Annotated in this window: 15 protein-coding genes and 1 pseudogene; 3 read left to right on the top strand and 13 right to left on the bottom strand. The window is 52.5% G+C overall.

Annotated features, from left to right (window positions below):
- Nucleotides 1-30: 30 nt before the first annotated feature.
- The 8 genes from cruG to BRW62_RS03790 form a co-directional block, all read right to left on the bottom strand.
- The gene (gene cruG, locus BRW62_RS03755) at nt 31-1224 is read right to left on the bottom strand and encodes a 2'-O-glycosyltransferase CruG (RefSeq protein ID WP_198406146.1); all 1194 of its coding nucleotides are present in this window, start codon (nt 1222-1224) and stop codon (nt 31-33) included.
- A complete protein-coding gene (gene minE / locus BRW62_RS03760) occupies nt 1221-1544 on the bottom strand; it encodes a cell division topological specificity factor MinE (RefSeq protein WP_099798336.1) in 324 nt (107 codons plus the stop codon). The genes cruG and minE overlap by 4 nt, the downstream gene beginning before the upstream one ends.
- Nucleotides 1541-2344 (bottom strand): septum site-determining protein MinD, encoded by an 804-nt coding sequence (gene minD, locus BRW62_RS03765; protein ID WP_099798337.1) that lies wholly within the window; start codon nt 2342-2344, stop codon nt 1541-1543. Before minD ends, minE begins: the two co-directional genes overlap by 4 nt.
- A gap of 200 nt (nt 2345-2544) precedes the next feature.
- Nucleotides 2545-4140, bottom strand: coding sequence for a polysaccharide deacetylase family protein (locus tag BRW62_RS03770; RefSeq protein WP_099798338.1), 1596 nt, complete (start codon nt 4138-4140; stop codon nt 2545-2547).
- A 131-nt stretch (nt 4141-4271) separates the two neighbouring features.
- A complete protein-coding gene (gene pstB, locus BRW62_RS03775) occupies nt 4272-5075 on the bottom strand; it encodes a phosphate ABC transporter ATP-binding protein PstB (protein ID WP_099798339.1) in 804 nt (267 codons plus the stop codon).
- Entirely contained in the window at nt 5069-5998 is a 930-nt protein-coding gene (gene pstA / locus BRW62_RS03780) for a phosphate ABC transporter permease PstA (protein WP_099798340.1), read from the bottom strand. Before pstA ends, pstB begins: the two co-directional genes overlap by 7 nt.
- Nucleotides 5999-7012: a phosphate ABC transporter permease subunit PstC gene (pstC, locus tag BRW62_RS03785; RefSeq protein ID WP_099798341.1), complete on the bottom strand. Its 1014-nt coding sequence runs from the start codon at nt 7010-7012 to the stop codon at nt 5999-6001. It lies immediately after the preceding gene.
- Between the two features lie 81 nt (nt 7013-7093).
- The gene (locus tag BRW62_RS03790) at nt 7094-8101 is read right to left on the bottom strand and encodes a PstS family phosphate ABC transporter substrate-binding protein (RefSeq protein ID WP_157768325.1); all 1008 of its coding nucleotides are present in this window, start codon (nt 8099-8101) and stop codon (nt 7094-7096) included.
- Between the two features lie 292 nt (nt 8102-8393).
- Between BRW62_RS03790 and BRW62_RS03795 the strand changes: the two genes are divergently transcribed.
- Entirely contained in the window at nt 8394-9281 is an 888-nt protein-coding gene (locus BRW62_RS03795; protein WP_099798343.1) for an alpha/beta fold hydrolase, read from the top strand.
- Here the strand turns inward: BRW62_RS03795 and BRW62_RS03800 are convergent.
- Nucleotides 9278-9991 carry a YdcF family protein gene (locus BRW62_RS03800; RefSeq protein ID WP_099798344.1) on the bottom strand — a complete coding sequence of 238 codons (714 nt, stop codon included), beginning with the start codon at nt 9989-9991 and terminating at the stop codon, nt 9278-9280. The genes BRW62_RS03795 and BRW62_RS03800 overlap by 4 nt on opposite strands.
- A 153-nt stretch (nt 9992-10144) precedes the next feature.
- On the bottom strand, nt 10145-10324 hold the full coding sequence (locus tag BRW62_RS03805) for a hypothetical protein (RefSeq protein ID WP_099798345.1): 180 nt from the start codon (nt 10322-10324) through the stop codon (nt 10145-10147).
- Nucleotides 10325-10980: 656 nt separating this feature from the next.
- Here BRW62_RS03805 and ppsA point away from each other — a divergent pair.
- Nucleotides 10981-13419 (top strand): phosphoenolpyruvate synthase, encoded by a 2439-nt coding sequence (gene ppsA / locus BRW62_RS03810; RefSeq protein WP_099798346.1) that lies wholly within the window; start codon nt 10981-10983, stop codon nt 13417-13419.
- 68 nt (nt 13420-13487) lie between these two features.
- On the opposite strand, the gene BRW62_RS03815 is transcribed toward ppsA, so the two are convergent.
- From BRW62_RS03815 to BRW62_RS03825, 3 genes are all read right to left on the bottom strand, one after another.
- On the bottom strand, nt 13488-14192 hold the full coding sequence (locus BRW62_RS03815; protein ID WP_099798347.1) for a YggS family pyridoxal phosphate-dependent enzyme: 705 nt from the start codon (nt 14190-14192) through the stop codon (nt 13488-13490).
- A gap of 18 nt (nt 14193-14210) precedes the next feature.
- On the bottom strand, nt 14211-14870 hold the full coding sequence (locus BRW62_RS03820; protein ID WP_099798348.1) for a MotA/TolQ/ExbB proton channel family protein: 660 nt from the start codon (nt 14868-14870) through the stop codon (nt 14211-14213).
- Nucleotides 14871-14986: 116 nt separating this feature from the next.
- Nucleotides 14987-15745, bottom strand: coding sequence for a hypothetical protein (locus BRW62_RS03825; RefSeq protein WP_198406147.1), 759 nt, complete (start codon nt 15743-15745; stop codon nt 14987-14989).
- A gap of 391 nt (nt 15746-16136) precedes the next feature.
- Here BRW62_RS03825 and BRW62_RS15070 point away from each other — a divergent pair.
- A pseudogene (locus tag BRW62_RS15070) lies at nt 16137-16411 on the top strand (zinc ribbon domain-containing protein); the annotation flags it as partial.
- Nucleotides 16412-16519 lie beyond the last annotated feature (108 nt).

Here is a 16519-nt window from a genome sequence, read left to right on the forward strand (position 1 = left end):
CTTGATCGGAATTAGGGAGATTACAACCTGTTACACAGCGCTGTACTGGCGGCCTCGCCACTGTTTGGGGCGCTGCCCAGAGGAGAGGCTAATGCGCCAAACCGCAAGGAAATCAGCAAAAGGCGACAGCCAAAAGAACGCGGATCCTTGTCTGTGGTGCCAATCATACACCGGCGCGATCGCCACCATCATCGCCATGCGAATCAGCAGCAGCCCCCCGTTCAAGAGCATGGCCAGTTGCAGAGGCAACAGAGGGGGAGCCGCTGTTAACCCCGCAAGGGTCAGCAAGAATAGGGGCAACGGCAATCCTTGTACCGCCCAGAGAAAATAGACATCCCCCCATACTTGGGCTACGGGAGTTGCATCCTTCAAATCCAGCGATCGCCCCCACTCCCGCCAAGTTTCCGCCATCCCCTCGTACATCCGCACCTTGAGCAGCCGTGAACCATCTCGAAAGCCAACCCGCGCCCCCCGTGCCGCCGCAGTGCGCACCAAGGTCACATCATCGCAAAACGAGGAACGTGCCGCACTGTAGCCTTGCAGTTGCTCGAGAAGAGACCGGCGAATCAGCAAACACTGGCCATTGGCAAGAATGCGCTCCGGCTGGGACTCTACCACCCGCGCTGCCCCAAAGCGGTAGATGAGCGTTATCAGTAGCGCCGGTTGCAGCCACCATTCTCCCGCCGACTTGAGGATAAACTGCGGCGAGAGAGAGACCACATCCAAGCCATCCGCTGCTGCTGTGTGCAACAGACTGGCCACTAAACCGGGCTGAGGTTGCGTATCGGCATCAATCCCCAAAATCCACTGGCTCTGAGGATGAGCGCGACAAAAGCCGGTGTGCAATGCCCAAGGCCGCCCCACCCATCCCTTCGGAAGCGGCGGATCAAACTCTAGGCGCAGGCGCGGATCTCGCTGCTGTGCTGCTCGCACCATATCGGCCGTGCCATCGCGGGAGTGACTATCCACAATCAGGATTTCGCGAACCTCGTAGCCTTGGCGCATCAACCCCTCCAAGCACGGTTGTAAGCGCTGAGCCTCATTGAGAGTGGGCACGACAATGGTTACTGTCCCCAGATTGGCTAAACAAGACGGCTGAGGTTGTAAGGGTTGAGGTCGTTTTAACCCAGCCCATAACCGCGCCAATAAAATTGCTACCCATGGTGCCTGTAGTGCGATCGCGACGGTGGCGATCGCCCCTAAACCGACTGTTAATGCACTCAATTGGAATCCGCCTCCTGAGAATGCGGTGTCTGATCAATGTCCTGAAGTGGTTCTGGTTCGGCCACCTTAAGGCGCTTAATGGGTAGGTTTGCAATTAGAGCCGTTGTGCGTTGATCCGATTCCAGCGAAACCTCTAACCCATCGGTTTCTAACTCCACATAGCGGGAGACCACCTCCAGAATATCGCGACGCAAATTTTCTAAAATGTCAGGGGTCAAGGCAGTGCGATCATGAGCCAGCACTAGCTTTAACCGCTCCTTGGCCGTGGTGCGACTGGGGGGCGTGCGTGTAAACAGCCGCTCCAGCAGTTCACTAATCATCCCTTTGCCCCAAAGAAACGGCGAATGCGCTTAAAAAGTCCGCCGGTAGCAGCATGGAGATCTAAAAATTCAACGGTCTCCCCTTCCAAACGACGGGCAATATTCAAAAATGCCTGTGCAGCTAAGGATGGTGGGTCAGCCAGCACCAGCGGCTCTCCCTTATTGGTGGAGACAATCACCTTTTCGTCTTCGGGGACAATCCCCAGCAGCGGAATTGAAAGAATCTCTTGCACATCTTCCACTGACATCATATCGTTGGCCGCCACCATCGCAGGTCGCAACCGGTTCAAAATCAAATGACTTTTACGAATACGGTAGGCTTCCAGTAAGCCAATCACGCGATCCGCATCCCGCACCGCTGCAATTTCCGGGGTGGTCACCACTAGGGCTTCCTGGGCTGGGGCAATGGCATTGCGAAAGCCACCTTCAATGCCTGCTGGGCAGTCAATTAGCACATAGTCATAGTGCTTAGCTAGCGCCGTAGCCAACTGCCGCATTTGATCGGGAGTGATGGCATCTTTATTGCGGCTTTGGGCAGCGGGGAGTAATGCCAGTTTATTCAGACGCTTATCCCTTACCAAGGCTTGATCTAGACGGCACTGACCCGTCAACACATCAATGGCCGTATAGACAACTCGGTTTTCCAGCCCCAGGAGCAAATCTAAGTTCCGTAAACCAAAGTCAGCATCGATGAGTACCACCGATCGCCCCAACTTGGCTAAGGCCATGCCGATGTTGGCACTGGTCGTGGTTTTACCCACGCCCCCCTTGCCAGAGGTAATGACAATCGTACGCCCCATGGAACTCCCTAAGAATTTCAGCCTTGCCTTAGCACTGCCGCCACACCCCTTACACTCATTGGCTAGGGCATGAGGCGAACAGGTACAATTATGCTACAAACTTGGCCTTTCCCACAGACAATTGACACTTGCCTATTATTTTAGGTTTTTAACTAATGAGTGGTTCGGGGAGCGATACGTCCCGCGCTGTACCCGTAGGGTCAGCGTCGGGAGGATGTCACATTGGGAGTGCGATCTAAGAGCCGTTTGTACTCGCGTTGCTTCACTTGGGCGAGGGGGTAAACAAACGAGCGCTCAGAAATACGCTCTAATTCGGCGATCGCCCCTTGCAATTGGTGAGTTACCACCGCCCACTCTTGTGCCTTCGCCGCAGTCAGTGCCTGCTGCCCCATAGCGAATGCTGCTTGATAACGATTTTCCGCAATGATTTCAAAGGCAAGCCGCTGTTGCACCCACGATAACGCTTGCTGTTGCTCTTTGAGGGCGGCAGCAATCTGATGCCGTTGCGCGGGTTCCAGCGGGCTGCTGGCGATCAACTCTGCCCGCAGCGCCTGACAGCGCGCCTCTAGCTTAGCGACCAAAACCTCTAACTGTGCCGTTTCCTGAATGGTTAACCATTCGGGGTGGTGTAGCTCCCCACTGGGGTCACTGGCCTGTAGCAACTCGGGCAGGGTGACGAATTCGTAACCCTTGGTGCGTAAGTCTTGAATCATTTTGGGCAAGGCCGCCACTGTCGCCGCTCGGTTGCCCCCGCCATCGTGGAGCAAGACAATTCCCCCCGGATGCGCCTGACGAATAACGCTAGTAGCAATCTGTTCACTGGTTTGGCCCGGTAGCCAATCCTGTGGATCCACAGACCACATCACCACCCCATACCCCTGCTGGGTGGCTCGACTCGCTAGCCCATTATTTAAGCGCCCCCCCGGCGGCCGAAATAGTTTGATATTTACGCCAGTCACCTGCTCAATGTACTGCTGGGTGTGGTCAACTTCCCGCATGGCGGCGCTAGGCGTGTAGTTATGATAGCGGTGCGACCACGAATGATTGGCTAAGGTATGTCCCTCCTGCACAATCTGCTGTGCCAATTCCGGATACGCTGCAACCGCACTGGCGATCGCAAAAAAGGAGGCTTTGATATTTTCCTTTGCCAGAATATCTAGCACTTGAGTCGTATAAATCGGATCAGGCCCATCATCAAAGGTTAAGGCAATGAGCTTTTGGCCAGCGGCAAGGGGCACAGAATTAAAGACCCGACCGCGAAACGACTCCGGCGGTACATAGCGAAACAGGGGTGGAGTGGCTGGCGCAAGTGTAGCAGCAGCATTCAAAATCACTGAACGCACTTGAGCCGGACTGGCGGCGGGTGCGGCCTCTAGCCAAACGCTGGGAGACTGCCAGTGTAATCCGGCTCCCACACTGAATAAAATGGCAACCCCCGCAGCCAACAGCAGTGGCTCCGTGCGGTAGGGGCGATCGCTCCTCTGCCCAACCTGCTCGGGCGCTGGCACATCCTTTGGACGTAAGCGTACTCCCCAACCGGGCTGGCTACCCCCCAGTTGCCGCCCATAGACATCAATGGGTTGCAGCAGAGAACTAGTAAGCAAATCCCCGAGAGCATCAAGGCAGCTACGCTGATCAGGAATCTGCTCTGCTTCAAGGAGAATGTTCCAACCATCTTGAGCGTATGCAACACGCACACTGGTGGCTTGGGGAGCAAGACGCAGCGCCAAGGCTTGGGCAATCTCCTGAGCCGATGGCAGGCGATCGCAACCCACAACAACACCAGCAGCCGTCACGGCTAATTCTCCCTAAAATAATAAAATAATCTGATCTAAATAATTAACCGTAGCCTAGCCGTGAATCAGTGATTGCGGTTACATTTTAGGCCACATCCTCAGGTGGCCTAAGACCAAACAGCCGCTGCTGCCTAGCCAAAGCGACCACTGACATAATCTGCGGTTTTTTGCTCCTGAGGATTGTTGAAGATCACCGCCGTCGGATTGTACTCCACGATCTCCCCCAAATACATAAAGGCCGTATATTCCGACACACGACTGGCCTGTTGCATATTATGGGTGACAATCAGTATCGTCACTTGATGTTTAAGTTCCGTAATCAGCTCCTCAATACTGACTGTGGCAATGGGGTCTAAGGCGGATGTTGGCTCATCAAACAAAATGATGGCCGGATCCGTTGCCAGGGCACGGGCAATACACAGACGCTGCTGCTGTCCTCCCGAGAGCGCCGTTCCTGATTCCTTGAGACGATCCTTCACTTCATCCCACAATGCCGCACTCCGCAGCGATCGCTCTACCACCTCATCCAACACAGCCCGATTGTTAATACCGCGCACCCGCAAACCGTAGGCAATATTGTCATAAATAGACTTCGGAAACGGATTTGGCTTTTGAAAAACCATGCCAATCTGCATCCGCACTTCAATGGCATCCATTTTGAGGAGATTGCGGGGCGACTCATGCCCCAAAAGAATATCTCCCTCATAGCGGTTACCGGGATAGAGATCATGCATGCGGTTAAAACAGCGCAGCAGCGTAGTTTTGCCACAGCCCGATGGACCAATCAAGGCCGTTACTTTTTTTTCATAAACCAGCAAATTGATTGATTTTAGTGCCAATTTATTCCCATAGTAAAAGTTTAAATTCCGCACTTCAGCAAGAGTTTGCAATGGCGGATTTGTTGTTGAGGTAACAGAATCGTTAGGGTTTACCATTTGATACTTTTCCGAAAACGATAACGCAGATAAATTGCCAAAGCATTGACACCAAGCGTGAGAACCAACAGCACAATCCCTGCCGCTGCGGCATTGATCTGAAATGCATCTTGAGGTCGGGACACCCAATTGAACATTTGAATGGGTAACACCGTAAAGGGTGCCCATACCCAGTTAAACGAAATATAGGGAAACTGAGTCGTTAGCGGTGAGTCCGGCAGAAATGTAATAAACGTCAATGCACCAATGGTAATGAGCGGTGCAGTTTCGCCAATTGCCCGGGAAATACCCACAATAATGCCAGTGAGAATACCCCCCATCGAATAGGGCAGCACATGATCCGCAATCACTTGCCAACGACTGGCACCGACGGCATAGGCCGCTTCACGGATGCCCTGGGGAATGGCTCGCAACGATTCCCGAGTCGTTACAATCACAATCGGTAAAATCAGCAATGCCAACGTAAAGCCTGCGGTAAGAATACTTTCCCCCCAGTTGAGGATATAGACAAAAAAGCCTAGCGCCAGCAAGCCGTAAATAATTGAAGGAACGCCTGCTAAATTAGTGATGTTGATCTCAATAAAGTCCAACAGCCAATTTTTGGGGGCGTACTCCTCAAGGTAAATTCCTGCTGCAATGCCAAGGGGAACCGCCACCAACGCAGTGACAAAAATGACTAGCAGACTGCCCACCCACGCAATTAAAATCCCCGCCTCTTCAGGATCGCTACTGGGAGGAGACGTAAAAAACCGCCAATTTAACATTGGCCAGCCGCGAATCAGTAGATCAGAGACCAAAAGCACAAGGGTTGCCAGTGCTATAAACAGAGAAAAGACACCGACGACAATAAACACCTTTTCCCAGCGCTTACGGACTTGGATGGAGCGCAAAATTGCTGCCGGATGGCTAAAATGATTGGGCATCTAGTACACCTCCCGATAGCGGCGACTAATAAAGTACCCCGCAACATTCAAAATCAAGGTTGCCACAAAGAGCATGATTCCAGCAGCAAAAATCGACTGGTATTCTAGGGAGCCGTGGGGTAAATCGCCTAAACTCACCGACACAATGTAGGCGGTTGTGGTCGCAGCCCCCTCTAACGGATTAAATGTTAGCTTTGGCTGCAACCCAGCGGCAATGGCAACAATCATTGTTTCGCCCACCGCCCGCGACAAGGCCAAAATATAGGCGGCAACAATCCCGGAGGTAGCAGCAGGCATGAGAACCTTAATGGCAGTTTGCAAGCGGGTTGCCCCCATCGCGTACGAGCCTTCCCGTAGATGTACGGGCACGGCTCGCAGTGCATCCTCCGCCAAGCTAGTAATGTAAGGAACAATCATCAGCCCCACAACAATACCGGCTCCCAGCATATTAAAGCCCGGTAGCTCAAAGTATTCCCAAGACTCCTTCCCCGGAGCAAAGAACTGCTGCACCCCTAGGATGATTTTTTGCAGCACGGGCGTAACAAACAGGAGAGCAAAATAGCCATAGACTACCGTGGGCACCCCTGCTAGAATTTCCAGAACCGGCTTGAGGAACTCCCTTACTTTAGCAGGGGCAAATTCACTTAAGTAGATGGCGGCAATGGTACCAAAGGGGATAGCGACGCAACTGCCCACCACGCAAGTGGTAAAGGTGCCCGAGAGCAGCGGCAAAATGCCAATGCTAATGGGCTGAATCAGGGGTGACCATTCAGTCCCCGTGAAAAACTCCACTAATGCTGCAAGAAGGGACTCTTGGTGCTCCTCCATCACTTTTTCAAAAAAGATCATTGTTTCTGCAAACAAAATGTAAACGATCACGAGGGTGGTGATCACCGAAGAGATGGCTGCTAAAAACAGCACGGTGGCAATAATCCGTTCTCGCCAAAGCCTAATAGTGCGGGAGGGCAGGGTAAGGGGAACCTTATTTGTAGAGGGGAAGGGTTGTTCTACCATCAGTGCGCGTCCAACCAAAAAAAGTTAAAAGGGTGCAGGCCTAGCATTTACCTCCACCCTGTAGAAAAAAAGAATCAGAATTTACTGAGGGGTCATTTTTAGCAGTTGGTTAATTGTCAGCCCAATCGCCTCTTTCCCACCAAAGACAGTACCAACCCGGTTTTTGTTAAAGTTGGCCAGAATGGTTTTGTAAGCACTAGTAGGCAGGGGAACATACCGCACTTTCTTCACTAGTGCAGGTGCATTATTCAAGTAATAGGTCACAAATTGCTTGACTTCGGGGCGTTGCGCAGATCGCGAGTTAACGTAAATGAAAATAGGGCGAGAGAGGGGCTGATAGGTACCATTGAGCACGGTTTGTTCCGAAGGAAGTACAGGCCCTTTGCCATTGTCGATGGCTACCGCTTTAAGGCGGTTACGGTTTTCGGCGTAGTAAGCATAGCCAAAATACCCAAGGGCACCGCGCTCCCGAGACACCCCTTGCACTAAGACGTTATCGTCTTCACTGGCCGTATAGTCCTTACGGCTCACTTTGGCTTTGCCGTTGATGGCCTCAGTAAAGTAGTCAAAGGTACCTGAATCAGCCCCAGCACCAAACAGCTTCAGAGGAAAGTTGGGGAATCCCTGACGCACTTGGCTCCAGTTATTGATCTTGGAGTCGGGAGACCAGATTTTTTTCAGCTCATCAACCGTTAAGTTTGTTGCCCATGTGTTTTGAGGGTTAACAACAACAGTGAGGGCATCGTAGCCAATAGGCAATTCGATAAAGCTAATCCCTGCTGCTTTACAATCAGCAATTTCTTTCGCCAAGATGGGGCGCGATGCATTGGAAATATCTGTTTCACCACGGCAGAACTTCTTGAAACCACCACCTGTACCAGACACACCAACGGTGACTCGTACCTTACCCCCTTGGGCTTTTTGGAACGCTTCGGCAGCAGCTTCTGTAACTGGAAAGACGGTACTCGAGCCATCAATGCGTACGGTAGGCGTGCCTTGGGAGAGGGCATGGGGCATGAGGCTGGCCGAGAGAGCAGTGACAGCTGCCAGAACCCCTAAACGGGCATAGGTTTTTGCAGATGTGAACATGATGATGTTCCCTAGCGGAGTAAACAACGATAGATTCGGACATGCAATATAGCATCTAGGCTGGGTGTGGCCGCAACATGTTTGCGAAGGCATTCGCAATGGCTGAACCTTTCACACCCTTCATTCGCCAGAATAATCACCTTGTCTTAGAAATCAGGTTAAGTACAGGGAAAAGTTTGGTTAAAATTACTACCAACTATCAGGAATTGGCCATATTGTAAGGTTGGGTAACACTGCCACCATTCAAATGGTTGGCTCAGTTACGTTTCTTAAACTCCCCTGCAAGAGGCCAATGATGCAGCCACTACCAACGAAAACCTATGACTGGCAAGGGTTCTCCTGTGCCTATCGGTTTGCCCCCGCCACTGCAACTCAAACACCGATGCTGTTCATTCATCCGGTGGGGGTGGGGTTATCGGGGCGCTTTTGGGATCGGTGTATTGCCGCCTGGCAAGAGGGCGATCGCCCCTTGTATGTCCCAGATTTACTCGGCTGTGGCGAGAGTGCTATGCCTCATGTGGCCTACTATCCTGAGGACTGGGCAGCGCAGTTAAAATTCTTTATTGAATCAGTGATTGACCAAGTGGTGGTGCTAGTGGTGCAGGGGGCACTGTTTCCAGTGGCCATGGAGCTAGTGAGCCAGTGTCCTGAACGCATACGGGGGATGATCTTGAGTGGGCCACCAACCGCGTCACTCATTACGGAATACACCGATCGCTTCTGGCAACAGGTGCGTTGGAATCTTTTTGACTCTCCCTTGGGCTGGGGGTTTTATCTCTATGCTCGCCAAGAAAGCTTCTTGCGCCAATTTTCCATTGATCAGCTGTTTGCTCAGCCAGACGCGGTGGATTCTGAGTGGTTGCGGATGCTGGCAGCGGGTTGTGCCAACCTAGACAGCCGCCACGCGGTGTATTCCTTTCTTTCAGGGTTTTGGCGCAAAGATTATCGCAGTGCGATGAAGCATGTACACCAGCCTGTTTTGGTGGTCATGGGGAATCAAGCATCCAGTATTAGTCGCGATGGCGTTGCAGATTCACCCCTAGATCGCCTGAAGTTCTACACCGAAACGTTTCCCAATGCCGAAGGAGTTGTCATTCCGGGGCGTAATGTTCTGCCCTACGAGTCCACGACTGCCTTTGTGGAGGCCTCTCAGCAGTTTCTAGCGGCCAAAGAGCTTTAGAGCCAACCCCGCAGACGATAGATCAGTAGTCCCTGATATTCCCGCAGCGCTATGGTAGTGATGTCCATATTATAGGGAGTAGGAATGAGGCTCAAGAAGAGATTCTGCCATGTCAATGAGCGGGCAATGGAGGGGTAGCGATAGTCAGTGGGTGCCGGAATGACCTCTAGGCCAAGTTTGCGAAAGATTGCGACGGAGCGGGGCATGTGGTAGGCCGAGGTCACCAGCAGTAGTTTGCCGGTGATGTTCTGCGCCGCTAGTAACTTTTTCACGTTCACAGCATTCTCATAGGTGTTCAGTGAGGTGGAGTCGAGCAGAATTTGGCTAGCAGGTACCCCACAGGTCTGGGCAATTTCCGCCATGTCGGCGGCTTCTCCCCGTTGTGAGGTTTCCCCTAACCAGCCAATGCGGCCACCGCTCAAGATTAGATAGGGAGCATAGCCCTGTTGCTGTAAACGCGCACCATAGAGAATGCGATCGCCCTCTTCGGTCACTTCAACCCAAGGACGGGGGGTGGTTTGGGGCACAACAGCTCCCCCTAACACCACGATCGCCGCTGCTTGAGGCATCGGTTCCGGGGGCAGATGTTGCTGCTCTAGAGATTTCATCAGGGCAGCGGCCACATAGTCATTGCCACTCAGCACCAGAATCAAAAAGCCAATGGCGAGGGCGATCGCCGCCTGTTGAGGGGCACGCCAAAAGCACACCATTGTAAAGATTAATGCCCAACAGACCAGTGACAGCGGGTAAAAAAGGGGGGCAAGAGCTTTGAAAGTAAAAGTAATAGATCGACCAAGCGCACCTGTCACAATCGAGCACAGCGGAAAAGCAGTCAATGCTAGCCATTGTACACCCCTCTCTTTTCAAGCAGCGTTAACTGCACCGCTCTCGGAGGTTTTTGCTCCTTTTTTTTGTTGGCAACGTGGGCAAATCGCCTCGATTGTCTTTGCTTCCACTATAAGAATCAATTCTCCCGCAACATCGGTATAATCTTCAACCTCAATTCCAGGTAGGTTGAGTAGCTCAGTTAGAAGTAGCTGCATATCTCAGATTTCGTATAGCATGTTACATTAGCATACCAAGTCCGATAGACCCTGGCAGGTTTTGGTGTGGTCATTGACACTTACCATGTCTCTCCCCTTCGCACCCCCCCTTCATGCAACAGCCCCTTAAAAAGGAGATATTTTCTAATAATTTCTTAAGAAAGCGTTCTCTTCCGGATGTACTGAGTCATCCTGACCCTAGAGCGATCAATTTAACAGCCACCAACACAGTACAAAGTTGTCTGCGCCTCCCTACAGAAGCCTGCAGAGTTTACAATAGGGCTATAGGGCAATGGCGATCGCCCCAGTTAAAATTAGCCACCACCTAGTCACCACGTTACGTGTGCATCACGGATCAATTTTTCGCGACCATCGGCGCATTTGGGAGGTAGTGCTAGACCCTAGCTGCGAGGAAGCAATAAGCACTCAGAGCGGTAGGAGCGTTCTGCAAAGAACCGTCTAGTCACCTTCTTTGGCACGCTATAACTGCGGGCAGCGAGGCACGCAATAGGCAGCCAGAGAGAGTCAGTTGGTACTACGTTGTCAAGGAGAAAGTTGATTTGTCAAGACGAAAACTGACAGGAAACAATAACTCGATCGAGCATCGCAATCAAAGATTTCGAATTAATTGGAATCACTTTTTGGGAGAGTAAACAATGACTCAATCTATCTCCAGATCAACAACCACAGCAGCAGATCGCGAGACGGCGTTTGTTCTGGAACTCAACTCTCTGAGCTTAAAGGATCTGCCATTGGTGGGAGGTAAAAACTCCTCCCTAGGGGAAATGCTGCAACAGCTTAGCCCGAAGGGGATTAATGTTCCAGATGGCTTTGCGACCACTGCCTACGCTTACCGTTACTTTATCCAAGCCGGGGATCTCGATAAGCAACTCCGCCGCCTCTTGACTGGATTGGATGTTGAAGATGTCGGTGAGCTACATCGCGTTGGGCAAGCCATCCGTTCACTGATCCTCCACACCCCCTTCCCGCAAGCATTGACGGATGCGATTGCGGCTGCCTATCAAAATATGTGCGATCGCTATGGTGCGAATACCGATGTTGCGGTGCGCTCTAGTGCCACCGCCGAAGACCTTCCCGATGCGAGTTTTGCCGGTCAGCAGGAAACCTACCTCAACGTCCATGGCCTCAAAGGGGTCTTAGATGCCTGCCATCGCTGCTTTGCGTCCCTGTTTACCGACCGTGCCATCTCCTACCGTCAGATCAAAGGTTTTGATCACTTTAGTGTGGCGCTGTCGGTCGGCGTACAAAAAATGGTGCGCTCAGACTTAGCCTGTTCGGGGGTGATGTTCTCCATTGATACTGAAACGGGTTTTAAGGATGCTGCCTTGATTACGGCTGCCTATGGCCTAGGGGAAAACGTGGTTCAAGGGGCGGTGAATCCTGATGAATACCTTGTCTTTAAGCCAACTCTGAAAGCAGGGTACAAACCTATCCTCAAAAAAGCCCTCGGCACCAAAGAAATCCGCATGGTTTACGATCTCGGCGGTACCAAACTCACTCGTAATGAGCCAGTGCCAGAAACCTTGCGCAAGCAGTTTGCCCTTAACGATGAGGAAATTCTGACTCTGGGGAAATGGGCCTGTGCCATTGAAGACCATTATTCTGCACAGCGGGGCACCTATACCCCCATGGACATCGAGTGGGCTAAGGATGGTATCACGGGTGAGCTATTTATTGTCCAAGCCCGCCCAGAAACCGTGCAGTCCCAAAAAGCGGGGAATGTTCTGCGCAGCTACCACCTGCAAAAGAAAGGAACCGTGCTGGCCAAAGGTCGTGCTGTGGGTGAAATGATTGGCCAAGGCCGGGCGCGGGTGATCCGCAATGTGGCTAATATTGATCAGTTTCAAGCGGGTGAAGTGCTGGTGACCCACCGTACAGACCCCGACTGGGAACCGATCATGAAAAAAGCCAGTGCCATTGTCACCGATCAAGGCGGTCGTACCTGTCATGCGGCTATTATTGCTCGGGAAATGGGAATTCCAGCCATTGTGGGCTGCGGCAATGCCACTGATGCTATCCCCAATGGGGCAGAGGTCACGGTGTCCTGTGCCGAAGGGGAAGAAGGTCACATCTACAGTGGTTTATTACCCTTCCACGTAGAGGAAGTGGCACTGGAGAACCTGCCTCGCACCCGCACCCAAATCCTGATGAATGTGGGCAACCCCGAAGAAGCCTTTAGTTTGGCCGCCATCCCCAACGATGGCGTGGGCTTAGCACGGATGGAGTTTATTATTGCGAACCACATCCAAGCACACCCGTTGGCGCTGTTGCACTACGACGAGTTACAGGATGAGGTGGCAAAACTGAAAATTGCCGAACTGACCCAGCAATACAGCAATAAAGCTGAGTTCTTTGTTGATAAGCTGGCGCAAGGCATTGGGGCGATCGCCGCCGCCTTTTATCCCAAACCTGTAGTGGTGCGGATGTCGGACTTCAAGAGTAACGAGTATGCCAACCTCTTGGGCGGCCGCCAATTTGAACCCCACGAAGAAAACCCTATGATTGGCTGGCGGGGTGCCTCACGCTACTACGATCCCAAGTATGCCGAAGGGTTTGCCCTAGAGTGCCAAGCGATGAAGCGGGTACGGGATGAAATGGGGTTGACCAATGTGATCCTCATGATTCCCTTCTGCCGGACACCCGCGGAAGGACAGCGGGTCTTGGCGGAAATGGCAAAACATGGCCTCAAGCAAGGGGAAAATGGCTTGCAGGTCTATGTCATGTGTGAACTCCCCAGTAACGTTGTGCTGGCGGATGCCTTTGCGGAGGTGTTTGATGGCTTTTCCATTGGCTCCAATGACCTGACGCAGTTAACGCTGGGGTTAGACCGTGACTCTGCCTTGGTGGCGCACCTCTTTGATGAACGCAACGAAGCCGTGAAGCGGATGGTGGCACAAGCCATTCAAACCGCGAAGGCCAAGGGGCGCAAAATTGGCATCTGTGGCCAAGCCCCTAGCGATTATCCTGAGTTTGCCGAGTTCCTTGTCACCCAAGGGATTGACTCCATTAGCCTCAACCCCGACTCGGTGTTGAAAACACTGTTGCAGATTGCTGAGGTGGAGGCTCGCGGGTAGCGTCTTAATTAACTCCTAAGTCAAGAGCAGGGAACCGATGCCGCGATCGCCCTGCTCTTTCATTTTAGTTAATTTGTTTCAATTAAACTTGTCCCAATGGTTCTACTGCCAAAGATCGCTGTTCCAACCCGCACCATCGTGGCTCCTGCCTGAACCGCCAAGGGATAATCTTGACTCATCCCCATGGAATACTCTTGCCATTGCAGTCGCTGCCACCCCTTGCGGCTAAGGGTTTCGCCCCATGCCCGCAGTTCCCTAAAAACCTGCAGTTGCTCTGTGGGGGGCAGTCCCAAGGGCAAAATTGTCATTAACCCATGGCAGTGTAAGTGGGGCAGGCGATCCAAGTGGGGCAGTGCGGCCTCTAGCTGCGATCGCTCCCAGCCATACTTGTGGGGGTCAGGGCGCAGCTTGACTTGGAGCAAACAGCGGGGAGCAGTCTGCCCGGTTTCTGCGAGAATGGCATTGATCCGTTCTGCTAGTTTCAGGCGATCTACCGTGTGAATCCAGTCAAAGAGTGTTAGGGCTTGGCGGACTTTATTGGTTTGCAGGTGTCCAATCAGGTGCCAAGTGATGTCGGTCAGATCCGCCAGTTCTAAGCGTTTAGCCGCAGCGTCTTGGACGCGACTTTCGCCAAAATCCCGAATCCCAGCCCCATAGGCCGCTCGCATGGCAGCTACCGGCGCGTACTTACTGACAGCAATGAGGCGAGTCGTGGGGGGAAGGCTCGCTTTGAGGTGCTCGACGCGATCGCGAATGTCGAGAGGGGATAGCACAGTACTCTCTATCAGCGGCTAAAAAAAGGTTTTTTCCGGCTCATTGGTAGCTCCTTGGCGCAGCCATTCTTGGCGATAGGTGAGTTCTAACTCATTGCCGGTGCGACGAAAGATTTGCGCTTGCTGTAACAAAAATGCCTGAAAGAGACGCTGAAAGGCAAGGGCAATAATGGCTACCACTAAGCCAGAGGCGGTACTAATGAGGGCTTCGCTAATGCCCAATCCGACCCCCATGGTGGCTGGGGTGCCAATATCCCCTAAGCGAATGGAACTCAGGGCGCTAATTAACCCCAAGACGGTTCCCAGCAGCCCCAACAGCGGTGCCATGGTAATGGTTGCCTCTAACACTTTTTCGCCACGCCGCATGGCGCTGAGTTCCTCATCCGCTGCTGCTTCGAGGGCAAGGCGAAAGATCTCGGGGTTCGTGTCGATAAGTTGCAAGGGGGTATAAAGAAAGCGTCCAATCGGTTGATCGCAGGCATTCGCCGCCAGTTCCGTGGCCTCTTGCCAATCATGGCGGGCGGCATCGAGAATTTGCTCAGCTAGTTTTGTTTCCCCCCGCAGCACAATGCTCCAAAACCATAACCGCTCAAAAATAGTGCCCAAGGTCAAGATCGAGAGAATCAGCAGTGGCCACATGGCCAAGCCACCACGGTTAAAAATTTCGGCGATATTCACGATCAGTTTCCTGCGAAGTGCATCCGAGGTTTACATTAGCAAAATATCGTTTGTCTAGGGGAGTCATGGCGTTGGACTGTATCTGTTGAGCGACTGTTCCCGATGTCCGGCGTGCTCTAATAAAACATGGGCAAGTGGGGATAGATGGCCTCCCAAACGGGTCGTAGCGGACTCCACGGACCCGCCCCCATAATCATGCACGCAAGAGTCATGACCCCACTTATCCACGCCCAGAGCTGGGTGTAGATGCGGGACTGAGCGTGCTGCTGGTGCAGTGCCTCAAGGGCGTTTTCTAGGGTGGCAATCACTGTGTCGCGATGCTGCAGATGGGTATAGCAGGTCTGAAGTTGCGTTTCCTGTTCGGCATGGGCAATCTGTAGGGTGGCCAAGGTGGCAGACTGCTGTTGGTAGGATGCCTCTAGCTGGATATTGCGCTCGTAAGCTGCCTCCATCTCGGCACGATGGCGATCGCATCTGTCGCGGAGGGCTTCATTTTCTGCCTGAGCGTTTGCTAACTCTGCTTGCAGGTCTTGCACCTGTTGACGATAGCTGGCAAGCTCTGCCTCAAGGGCTTGCTGGTGGGTTTGCAAGTCAGTGTAGCCAGTGCTCAAGCGTTCAATTTCTGCCCGTAGTTGCTGGATTTCTACCGCTTGGCGATCGCGCTGGGCGGTGGTGCGGGCTACTAAGTCCTTTAGCCCTTCAATGCGTTGGTTTTGGCTATTGACCGTTTGGCGGAGGCGATCGCACTGCTCCTTGAGAATGTGCAATGACCCTTTATACTGCTGTTGTACCCAAGACCGTAAAAAGGATAGCCCTGTAATCGTAAAACCAATGAGAGCATAGGTGCCCAAAATCGTGTGACTGAATGCCGACATCTGTAGCATGATGATCCCCTAAATTCAACGAAAAACGCCGCACTCAAGCATATTAGCAGTGGTTCTGGCCTGTCTATGGCATCTCCATAGCGGTTTGTTGCCCTATGCACCGCCCACCAAGGACAAGGCTGATGATTCCAAACAATTACCAGTGTAACCAAGTCGCTCACTAGCGATCGGTGCTCCATGTGCACAGGGCAGGAAAGGATTGGCCATGAAGATGACTGGGGTAGTTCCCGGGTTCGATAAACTAAAATTCGTTGGTGTGCTCTGGGTACGTGATTGATATACCTCAGACATCTGGCGGAAAAGAGCACGTTGAGCAATTAGTTCTCAGCCAAAGTCTTGGCCACAAATGACTTCATTGAAGTCAGCAGCGTTCCCTTGCAACATCGACTGCTGGTTTCCCGGTTCTAAACGCTGTGGAAATTGTGGTCACATCGTTGAGCGGTTGCCGCTGGATATACGGGAGTGGGACTGTCCCACGTGTGCGGTGCACCATGACAGAGATATGAATGTATGAATGCAGCGATAAACAGTTTGGCCGTGGGACACACGGTGTCAACCTGTGGAGCGATCGCCTTAGCGGCGCGGAGCGCTAACGTAAGACCAAACCCCTTCAGGGTGGCAGCAGTGGCAATGACGCATGGGATGGGGCACACCTAGAACCGATAGGCAGGGAACCAAAGCGCAGTGAGACTCTACGTCTCGATCACTCCATTTTTTAGGACTACCGAAAAAATTACTCACTGAGGGTTACATATTTTGCTTAGA

Source organism: Thermostichus lividus PCC 6715, from assembly GCF_002754935.1.
GTDB classification, from domain to species: Bacteria; Cyanobacteriota; Cyanobacteriia; order Thermosynechococcales; family Thermosynechococcaceae; genus Thermosynechococcus; species Thermosynechococcus lividus.

Coding starts and splice junctions, on each gene's coding strand:
- pstA (WP_099798340.1), bottom strand. CDS start 5,998: ATGCCCAATCATTTTAGCCATCCGGCAGCAATTTTGCGCTCCATCCAA.
- minD (WP_099798337.1), bottom strand. CDS start 2,344: ATGGGGCGTACGATTGTCATTACCTCTGGCAAGGGGGGCGTGGGTAAA.
- BRW62_RS03805 (WP_099798345.1), bottom strand. CDS start 10,324: ATGCAGCTACTTCTAACTGAGCTACTCAACCTACCTGGAATTGAGGTT.
- BRW62_RS03800 (WP_099798344.1), bottom strand. CDS start 9,991: ATGGTGTGCTTTTGGCGTGCCCCTCAACAGGCGGCGATCGCCCTCGCC.
- pstB (WP_099798339.1), bottom strand. CDS start 5,075: ATGGTAAACCCTAACGATTCTGTTACCTCAACAACAAATCCGCCATTG.
- BRW62_RS03795 (WP_099798343.1), top strand. CDS start 8,394: ATGATGCAGCCACTACCAACGAAAACCTATGACTGGCAAGGGTTCTCC.
- BRW62_RS03825 (WP_198406147.1), bottom strand. CDS start 15,745: ATGTCGGCATTCAGTCACACGATTTTGGGCACCTATGCTCTCATTGGT.
- BRW62_RS03790 (WP_157768325.1), bottom strand. CDS start 8,101: ATGTTCACATCTGCAAAAACCTATGCCCGTTTAGGGGTTCTGGCAGCT.
- ppsA (WP_099798346.1), top strand. CDS start 10,981: ATGACTCAATCTATCTCCAGATCAACAACCACAGCAGCAGATCGCGAG.
- pstC (WP_099798341.1), bottom strand. CDS start 7,012: ATGGTAGAACAACCCTTCCCCTCTACAAATAAGGTTCCCCTTACCCTG.
- minE (WP_099798336.1), bottom strand. CDS start 1,544: ATGATTAGTGAACTGCTGGAGCGGCTGTTTACACGCACGCCCCCCAGT.